Annotated in this window: 7 protein-coding genes; 2 read left to right on the top strand and 5 right to left on the bottom strand. The window is 71.1% G+C overall.

Features of this window, described 5'->3' with window-relative positions; all coding sequences use genetic code 11:
• Positions 1–114: 114 nt before the first annotated feature.
• Positions 115–2,016 (bottom strand): AMP-dependent synthetase/ligase, encoded by a 1,902-nt coding sequence (locus ACIBEI_RS49415; RefSeq protein ID WP_398898097.1) that lies wholly within the window; start codon positions 2,014–2,016, stop codon positions 115–117.
• 286 nt (positions 2,017–2,302) lie between these two features.
• A complete protein-coding gene (locus ACIBEI_RS49410) occupies positions 2,303–3,712 on the bottom strand; it encodes an acetyl-CoA C-acetyltransferase (protein WP_398898095.1) in 1,410 nt (469 codons plus the stop codon).
• 85 nt (positions 3,713–3,797) lie between these two features.
• Between ACIBEI_RS49410 and ACIBEI_RS49405 the strand changes: the two genes are divergently transcribed.
• Together ACIBEI_RS49405 and ACIBEI_RS49400 are read left to right on the top strand one after the other, a co-directional pair.
• Complete coding sequence (locus ACIBEI_RS49405) at positions 3,798–5,168, top strand: 3-oxoacyl-ACP reductase (protein ID WP_398898093.1); 1,371 nt, start codon at positions 3,798–3,800, stop codon at positions 5,166–5,168.
• A gap of 134 nt (positions 5,169–5,302) precedes the next feature.
• A complete protein-coding gene (locus tag ACIBEI_RS49400) occupies positions 5,303–6,172 on the top strand; it encodes a MaoC family dehydratase (RefSeq protein ID WP_398898092.1) in 870 nt (289 codons plus the stop codon).
• Positions 6,173–6,323: 151 nt separating this feature from the next.
• Here ACIBEI_RS49400 and ACIBEI_RS49395 read toward each other — a convergent pair whose 3' ends face one another.
• The 3 genes from ACIBEI_RS49395 to ACIBEI_RS49385 form a co-directional block, all read right to left on the bottom strand.
• Complete coding sequence (locus ACIBEI_RS49395; protein WP_398898091.1) at positions 6,324–6,962, bottom strand: TetR/AcrR family transcriptional regulator; 639 nt, start codon at positions 6,960–6,962, stop codon at positions 6,324–6,326.
• Between the two features lie 146 nt (positions 6,963–7,108).
• Positions 7,109–7,411, bottom strand: coding sequence for a DUF4229 domain-containing protein (locus ACIBEI_RS49390; RefSeq protein ID WP_398898090.1), 303 nt, complete (start codon positions 7,409–7,411; stop codon positions 7,109–7,111).
• A 130-nt stretch (positions 7,412–7,541) separates the two neighbouring features.
• Positions 7,542–8,066: a GNAT family N-acetyltransferase gene (locus ACIBEI_RS49385; protein WP_398898089.1), complete on the bottom strand. Its 525-nt coding sequence runs from the start codon at positions 8,064–8,066 to the stop codon at positions 7,542–7,544.
• Positions 8,067–8,232 lie beyond the last annotated feature (166 nt).

Here is an 8,232-nt window from a genome sequence, read left to right as displayed (position 1 = left end):
CCCGTCCGGCGTTTGAGGACGAGCGCGGCAGCGCGATGCGGGGGGCTGGGGGCGGCAGCCCCCAGGGACGGGACGGGTAGGGGCGGCGGGGGCGAAGGAAACCCGGCCGGGGGCCTACTCCGCGTACAGCTCGTCGATCTCCCGGGCGAACTCCCGTGTGACCACCGCCCTGCGGAGCTTCATCGTCGGGGTCAGATGACCCGCCGTCTCCGTGAAGTTCAGGGGCAGCACGGTGAAGCGGCGGATGGACTCGGCCCGGGAGACGAGGCGGTTGGCGTCGTCGACGGCGCGCTGGAGGACGGCGAGGAGGTCGGGGTCGGTGACCAGCGTGGCGACCGGGACGTCCGACTTGGCGGTCATCCGGCACCAGTGGGCCATGCCCTCGGCATCGAGCGTCAACAGGGCAGTGATGTAGGGGCGATTGTCGCCTACGACCACGCACTGATTGATCAAGGGATGGGCCCGCAGCCAGTCCTCCAGCGGCGCGGGCGCCACGTTCTTGCCGCTGGTGGTGACGAGGATGTCCTTCTTGCGGCCGGTGATGGTGAGGTAGCCGTCGTCGTCCAGCTCGCCCAGGTCACCGGTGGCGAACCAGCCCTCCTGGTCGGCCGGGACCACCCCGCCGGCCTGCGGATCCCAGTAGCCGCGGAACACCTGCTCCCCGCTGAGCAGGATCTCGCCGTCCTGGGCGATCCGGACACGCGTGCCGGGCAGCGGCCAGCCGACCGTGCCGAGGCGCGGCCGGTGCGGGTAGGTGAGGGTCGCGGCGGCCGTCGACTCGGTCAGGCCGTAGCCCTCGAAGACCTGGATGCCCGCGCCGGCGTAGAAGGAGGCGAGTCGGCGCCCGAGCGGGGAGCCGCCGCAGACCACCTGGCGGACCTTCCCGCCGAGGGCGGCGCGGATACGGCGGTAGACGAGCGGGTCGTAGAGGGCGCGGGCCGCCTTGAGCTTCGCACCCGGTCCCGGTCCCGTGCCGTGCTGCTGGGCCTCCAGCGCCTCGCCGTAGCCGCGGGCCACCCGGGCCGCCCGGTCGAAGGAGGCGGCGCGGCCCATCTTCTCGGCGGTCGCGCGGCCGGTGTTGTAGACCTTCTCCAGCACGTACGGGATGGCCAGGAGGAAGGTCGGGCTGAAGCCGGCGAGGTCGGCCAGCAGCTCCTCCGTACGGATGCTCGGCGCATGGCCCAGGCGTACCCGCGCGCGCATGCAGGCGATGGCGACCATCCGGCCGAAGACGTGCGAGAGGGGCAGGTAGAGGAGCGTGGACGCCGGGTCCTTGAAGCTGGACTTGAAGACCGGGTGGAGCAGTTGGACGGCGTTGTCGACCTCGGCGAAGAAGTTGGCGTGGGTCAGCGCGCAGCCCTTGGGCCTGCCCGTGGTGCCCGAGGTGTACATGATCGTCGCGAGCGAGTCGGGGCCGAGGACGCCCCGGCGCACCGCGACCTCCTGGTCCGGCACGTCACGGCCCAGCTCTGCGAGGCGCTCGGTGTGCCCCTTCTCGAAGATCCACATGTGCTGGACGTCGGGGAGCCGGTCGCGTTCCGGGCCGAGCGCGGCGGCCTGCGCCACATGCTCGACGGCGATCGCCACCGCACCGGAGTCCTGGAGGATCCAGCGGGTCTGGAAGACGGAGGAGGTGGGGTAGACCGGGACGGTGACGAGCCCCGCCGCCCAGGCCGCGAAGTCCAGCAGCGTCCACTCGTACGTCGTACGCGCCATGATCGCGAGCCGGTCCCCCGGCATCAGCCCCTCCGCGATCAGCCCCTTGGCGACCGCCAGCACCTCGGCCGCGAACTCGGCCGCCGTGACGTCGGTCCAGCGGCCGTCCGCGCCCTTCCGGCTGAGCACCGGGTCGTCGGGCGCCTGCTCCGCGTTGTCGAAGGGGATGTCCGCGAGCGAGCCGTGCGTGACGGCGTACACCATCGGGGGCACCGAGACCTCACGCACGACCCCGTCGAGCCGCCTGACCTCGGGTTCAGGGATGACGAGCTCGGGATTGTCGGAGGGATCGCGGGACACTGACGGCTCCTAACTCTTGCACTCCCCCCATTACGGACCTGTGAAGTGGCGGGTTCACCTGGGAAAGTGAGGTGCTTCTGTGCGGAAGAGTGAGAGGTTCGTGCACGTTCGGACGCCTGTTCATCTTTTGCCCAACATACCGACGCAACAAGGGCGTTGCCCGCGGATCCGTCGAGTTCATGCCCTTCGGCCCCTCACGGACGTCCGTGTCGACCCTTCACGGGCGTCCGTGTCGGCCCCTCACGAGCATTCGAGTCGGTCCCTCACGGGCGTCCGAATCGGTCCCTCACGGGCGTTCGAGGATCGCCGTGACGCCCTGTCCGCCCGCCGCGCAGATGGAGATCAACCCGCGCCCGGGAGCGTCCCGTTCGGCGAGCAGTTTCGCGAGGGTCGCCACGATCCGCGCCCCGGTGGCCGCGAAGGGGTGACCGGTCGCGAGCGAGGAGCCCGCCACGTTCAGCCGGTCACGGTCGACCGTGCCGAGCCCCCGCTTCTCCCAGGCCGCCAGCGTGGCCAGCACCTGTGAGGCGAACGCCTCGTGCACCTCGACGAAGTCGAAGTCGCCCAGGCCGAGCCCGGCCCGCTCCAGCATGCGCGGCACGGCGTGGGCCGGCGCCATCAGCAGACCGTCCTCGCCACCGGCCACGTCACCCCTGACGAAGTCGACGGCCGCGGTCTCGTACGCCGTCAGATACGCGAGCGGCGTCAGCCCGCGCACCGACGCCCACTCCTCGCTCGCGAGCAGCACGAGCGCCGCGCCGTCCGTCAGGGGCGTCGAGTTCCCGGCGGTCATGGTCGGGGCCGGGCTGTCGGGGCTATCGGGATTGTCTGGGGAGCCTGGGACCTTCAGCCCGAACACCGGCTTCAGGGTGGCGAGTTCGCCGACCGTCGAGCCGGGGCGGAGGTTCTGGTCGCGGGCCAGCCCCCGGAAGGGCACGACCAGGTCCTCGAAGAAGCCGCGCTCGTACGCCGCCGCCAGCCGCTGATGACTCGCGGCCGCCAACTCGTCCTGCGCCTCCCGGGTCACGCCCCACACGCGGGCCGTGACCGCCGCGTGCTCTCCCATCGACAGGCCCGTACGGGGCTCCGCGTTGCGCGGGATGTCCGGGACGAGGTGGCCGGGGCGGATCCGGGCGAGCGCCTTCAGCCGGGCGCCCGCCGACTTCGCGCGCCGGACCTCCAGCAGGATGCGCCGCAGCTGGTCGTTGACGCCGAGCGGGGCGTCGCTCGCCGTGTCCGCGCCGCCCGCGATAGCCGACTCGGTCTGGCCGAGGGTGATCTTGTTGGCCGCCGCGACGACGGCCTGGAGGCCGGTCCCGCAGGCCTGCTGGATGTCGTACGCGGGGGTGCGGGCGTCCAGCCTCGACCCGAGCACCGTCTCGCGCGCGAGGTTGAAGTCCCGGCTGTGCTTGAGCACGGCACCCGCCACCAACTCCCCCACCGCACCCGGCTCTTCGAGCCCGAAGCGGCTGAGGCGTCCGACGCGCTCGACGAGTCCGTCGACCGCCGCGGTCAGCATCTCCTGGTTCGAGGCGGTCGCGTACGGGCCGTCCGAGCGGGCGAAGGGGATACGGGTGCCGCCGACGACCGCGACGCGACGCGGCCGCGGCGCCCGGAGGGGCTCACCGAAGGGTTTCCGGGTGGGCTCCCCGAAGGGTTCCTGGGCGGGTTCCGGCAGGGGTTCAAGGGGGCTCATCTCGACCTGCTCCTCACCGTGACGTAGGCTTACCTCGGGTAACCTTACTCCAGAGTAAGAATACGACCGAGCTGGGAGTTGGACGATGGCCGACCGCTACCTGAGTCTCACCGGCACCGGCCCCGGCCGGTTCCTGACCCGTCGGCTCGGGCTGCCGCAGCCGGTGCGGTTGCGGCGCTGGAGCGCCGAACAGCCGTCGCTCCAAGGGGAGTTGCTGCATCTCACCGCGGGCAAGTCGGAGCTGGACCTCGCGCCTGCACTGGCCCGGTCGGGGCCACGCCCCGGCGACGAGGAGCCGCACTCCGGTGGCGACAGGCCCGTCGCCGTCGTCCTCGACGCCACCGGTGTCCGTGACGTCGACGGGTTCGCCGAGGTGCACGCCGCCCTCCACCCCGTCGTACGGTCGGTCGCCGAGAGCGGGCGGGTCGTGGTGCTCGGCGCGCCCCTGGACCCCGCCGACCATCACCAGGCCGCCGTCCAGCAGGCACTCGAAGGGTTCGTACGGTCCCTCGGCAAGGAGATCGGACGCGGGCGGACGGTGAACCTCGTACGGCTCGTGGAGGCGGGGGCCGCCGAGTCGACGTTGCGGTTTCTGCTGTCGCCGAGGTCCGCCTATGTCAGTGGGCAGGTGATCGAGGTCGGCGGCCACGGTGGCATTGACAGCGGGGATGACGGTGGCGGTGGCGGTGGCGGTGGGCCGGCCGGGTCCGCAGATCCGGAGAAGCCCCTTTCCGGGCGTACGGCGCTCGTCACCGGGGCCGCCCGCGGGATCGGTGAGGCCGTCGCCGCGACGCTGGCGCGGGACGGGGCGCTGGTCGTGTGCCTCGACGTGCCCGCCGCCGGAGGCGATCTCGCCGCCGTCGCCGAACGGCTCGGCGGGGTCGCGCTGCCGCTCGACATCACGGCGGACGACGCGGGGGCGCGGATCGCGGACGCGTTGCCCGGCGGGCGGCTCGACGTGCTGGTCCACAACGCGGGGATCACTCGGGACCGGCGTCTGGTCAACATGCCTGCGGAGCGGTGGAGTTCGGTGCTCGACGTCAACCTTGCGAGTGTGCTCCGCACGACTGATGTGTTGCTCGGTGCGGGGGTGTTCCGAGGTGGTGGGCGTGTTGTCGCCACCGCGTCCATCGCCGGGATCGCGGGGAACGCCGGGCAGACGAACTATGCCGCGTCCAAGGCGGGGGTTGTCGGGCTTGTGCGGTCGCTTGCGCCTCGGGCGCTCTCGGAATACGGGGTGACGGTCAATGCGGTCGCGCCCGGGTTCATCGAGACGAAGATGACTGCGGCCGTGCCGTTGTTCATTCGTGAGGCCGGGCGGCGGATGAACTCGCTTGCGCAGGGTGGGTTGCCGGTTGATGTGGCTGAGGCGACAGCTTGGTTCGCACATCCCGGGTCGGGGGCGGTGAATGGGCAGGTTGTTCGGGTTTGCGGGCAGAGCCTTTTGGGGGCGTGAGGAGCTCGTTTGGATCCTGCGGGTGCGTTGGGGCTGGTCACGCAGTTCCCCGCGCCCCTAAAGACCAAAGACCAAAGACCAAAGACCAAAAGCAGCCCGCCCCCACTCGAACCGGAAGAAAGGTCAGGTCAGCGATGGACGACGTAGAGGGCTCGATGCGTACCCACGTACTCGACGGTTCGCCGCGGCTCTGGCCCTTGCTGGCTCGGGGTGCCTTTCTCTCGCTCTTCAAGCGGGCCCGGGCGGGAGTCGCGACGCCCCGGACCCGATTGGTCCTCCCAGGTCTTCGTATCGATCTGGGAAAGCTCGCCGCGTATGAGCGGGCCTGTGGATTCGGGGTGGGGGCCGACGAGTTGCCCATCACCTATCCGCACGTTCTCGGATTTCCTCTGGCCATGCGGCTGATGAGTGAGCGGGCCTTTCCGTTGCCGTTGCTCGGGCTGGTGCACACGTCCGTCGGGATCACCCGGCGGAAGGCGACGACGGCGACCGCGGAGTACGAACTCGCGGTGTACGTGGATGAGTTGGTGCCCCACCGGCGTGGGACCGAGGCCGTCGTCGTGACGGAGATGCGGGCGGGGGGCGAGCTGGTGTGGGAGTCGCGGAGTACGTATCTGGCGCGGCACCGCACACCGGCGGGGAGCACCGGAGGGCCGACCGCACCCGAAGAGCGCAAGCCGCTGCCCGTCGTGGCCGAGTGGGCGCTCGCCGGGGATGTGGGGCGGCGGTACGGGGCCGCGTCCGGCGACCGCAACCCGATTCACCTGCACCCCCTCACCGCCCGGCTGTTCGGCTTCCCCAGGGCCATCGCGCACGGCATGTGGACCGTGGCGCGCTGCCTCGCCGAGCACGGGGCTTCCCGAGCGGCCGTGATCCGGGCGGAGTTCAGGGCGCCGGTGCTTCTGCCGGGGACGGTGTCGTACGGGGCGGAGGGTGCCGCCTTCGAGCTGCGCGGGGCGGGTGGCCGGCTGCACCTGTCCGGGGAAGTGCTTCCTGTGCTCTGAGACGCCGACGGCAAGGGCGAGCCCCCGTAAGGGGCGCGGGGCTGTGCCGATGTGCGGCTCCGCCGCGTGGGCGCGACCGGCCTCCACCGGCCCGCAGACTCATGCCCCGCACCCCGCACCCCGCACCCCGCACGCCGCACGCCGCGGAGCGCTACCGCTCCGACCAGGGTCTTCCCTCCATCAGGTCCCCCAGGCCCGCCCAGGCGAAGTTCATCAGGGTCGTGGCGGCCTGGCGGGCGGAGACACCGGGGGTGGCGTTGGCCCAGGCGGCGAGGGACTCGGCGGCGCCGACGAGGGCTTCCGCGAGGCCGGCGACCTCGCGCTCGGGCAGCGACGGGTCCCGGTGCGCCTCACGGGCGGCAACCACGATCAGCTGCGTGACGAACGCGACGATCTCCTCGCGCATCGCGGCGAACTCCGCGGCGAACGGCTCCCCGTGCGTACGCGCCTGGAGGTGCAGCACCGCCCAGCCGTCCGGGTTCCGCGCGGTGTGCGTGAAGAACGCCCGCAGCCCGTCCCACAGTTGGCGGTCGGCGGGCAGGTCCTGCTGGACCCCAGCACGCACGGCCGCGGTCAGGGCGGTCGCCTCACGGCGGATGCACGCGGTGAAGAGGTCTTCCTTGGAGTTCAGGTACAGATAGACCAGCGGCTTGGACACACCCGCCAGATCGGCGATCTCGTCCATCGACGCGGCCCGGTATCCCCGCTGCCCGAAGGTCTGCACCGCCGCGTCCAGCATCTGCTGTTCGCGCACGGCACGCGGCATCCGCTTGCTCTTCACTGCACCCATACGAGCAAGAGTACGAGTTGTCTGCCGACGGCTAGGCGGAGCTGTGGGCCTTCGGCCTGAACGGCCTCGTCCTCAAACGCCGGACGGGCTGAAAATGTCGGCCGGCGCCGAAAAGTGCGCCTGATCAGGCTGATCAGCCTGATCAGTTATGACGTCTGGCCCTGTGCCCGTGTCACCTCGTCCACCACGTCGTCCTCCTGGCTGCGGTTGGCCTCCAGGTTGGACTTGACGCGGTCGACGCGCTCGACGATCTGGATCGAGGCGCGGTCGCGCTCCTTGCGCAGGACGACGAAGCTGATGGGGGCCGAGATCAGCAGGGAGAGCAGGATGATCCACATGCCGTTCGAGTCGCCGAGCCCGCGCGGGGCGATGCCGGAGTAGACGAGGCCCCAGACGACCACGAGGCAGCCCACCAGGATTCCCAGGCGCATCAGTGTGTAGCGGAGCATCTCAATCCACTCTTCCGTGTCGAACGGGCTGGAAGGGGTCCGAAGGAGTCCGAAAGTCCCCGACATTCCCAAAGGGCACCGTCCAGTCAAGCACGCCCTGCACCCGATCTTGCAGGTGGGGTGCGGGGAGTCAGGTGAGCGGCAGCAGCATGAAGATGTCGTCGCGGTCGTCGCCGGGCGCGACGCGTATCGCGTCCGGTATGCGGCCGACCTCCTTGTATCCGCACGAGCCGTAGAACCGCTCCAGGCCGTGCCCGCCCCGGCAGGTGAGCCGGATCGCCTCGATGCCGTCGAGGGTGCGGGCCGCGTCCGCGGCGGCGGCCAGCAGGTCCCGGCCGTACCCCTTGCCCTGGTGCTTCGGGTGCACCATCACCGTGTAGAGCCAGACCCAGTGGGTCATCAGCCGGTGGGTGTTGAAGGTGAGGAACGCGGTCGCGGCCACCTGGCCCTCCTCGTCGAACCCGGCCAGCAGCCGGACTCGCCCCTCCGACATCGCCGCGAAGTGTTTCACCAGCTCCGGCCGGATCGCCTCCCGGTCCACCGGTGCGACGAAGCCGACTGCGCCGCCCGCGTTGGAAACGTCCGTCCACAGATCGAGGAGGCCGTCGCGGACCGCGGGGGTCACGGCCGGATCGAGAGCGAAGGTAAGGGCCATGCGGCAAGGCTAGCCATTACACCACGCCGGCCTCAAGCGAGTCCCGACGTCACGTACGTCACGCGCTTTTCTCGCCCCCGCCGCCCCTACCCTCCCCCACTCTCGGCTTCGCTCGAGCGGGGGGACCCCCATCGTCCCTGACTCAGGGGCTCCGCCCCCGAACCCC

It is taken from the genome of Streptomyces sp. NPDC050988 (genome assembly GCF_044456225.1).
Lineage (GTDB): Bacteria > Actinomycetota > Actinomycetes > Streptomycetales > Streptomycetaceae > Streptomyces.
This window is presented reverse-complemented; position numbering and strand designations above follow the sequence as displayed.

What these genes read in the sequence shown, in the direction of transcription:
- ACIBEI_RS49410 (WP_398898095.1), bottom strand. Translation starts at nt 3,712, where the DNA reads ATGAGCCCCCTTGAACCCCTGCCGGAACCCGCCCAGGAACCCTTCGGG.
- ACIBEI_RS49405 (WP_398898093.1), top strand. Translation starts at nt 3,798, where the DNA reads ATGGCCGACCGCTACCTGAGTCTCACCGGCACCGGCCCCGGCCGGTTC.
- ACIBEI_RS49400 (WP_398898092.1), top strand. Translation starts at nt 5,303, where the DNA reads ATGGACGACGTAGAGGGCTCGATGCGTACCCACGTACTCGACGGTTCG.
- ACIBEI_RS49395 (WP_398898091.1), bottom strand. Translation starts at nt 6,962, where the DNA reads ATGGGTGCAGTGAAGAGCAAGCGGATGCCGCGTGCCGTGCGCGAACAG.
- ACIBEI_RS49390 (WP_398898090.1), bottom strand. Translation starts at nt 7,411, where the DNA reads ATGCTCCGCTACACACTGATGCGCCTGGGAATCCTGGTGGGCTGCCTC.
- ACIBEI_RS49385 (WP_398898089.1), bottom strand. Translation starts at nt 8,066, where the DNA reads ATGGCCCTTACCTTCGCTCTCGATCCGGCCGTGACCCCCGCGGTCCGC.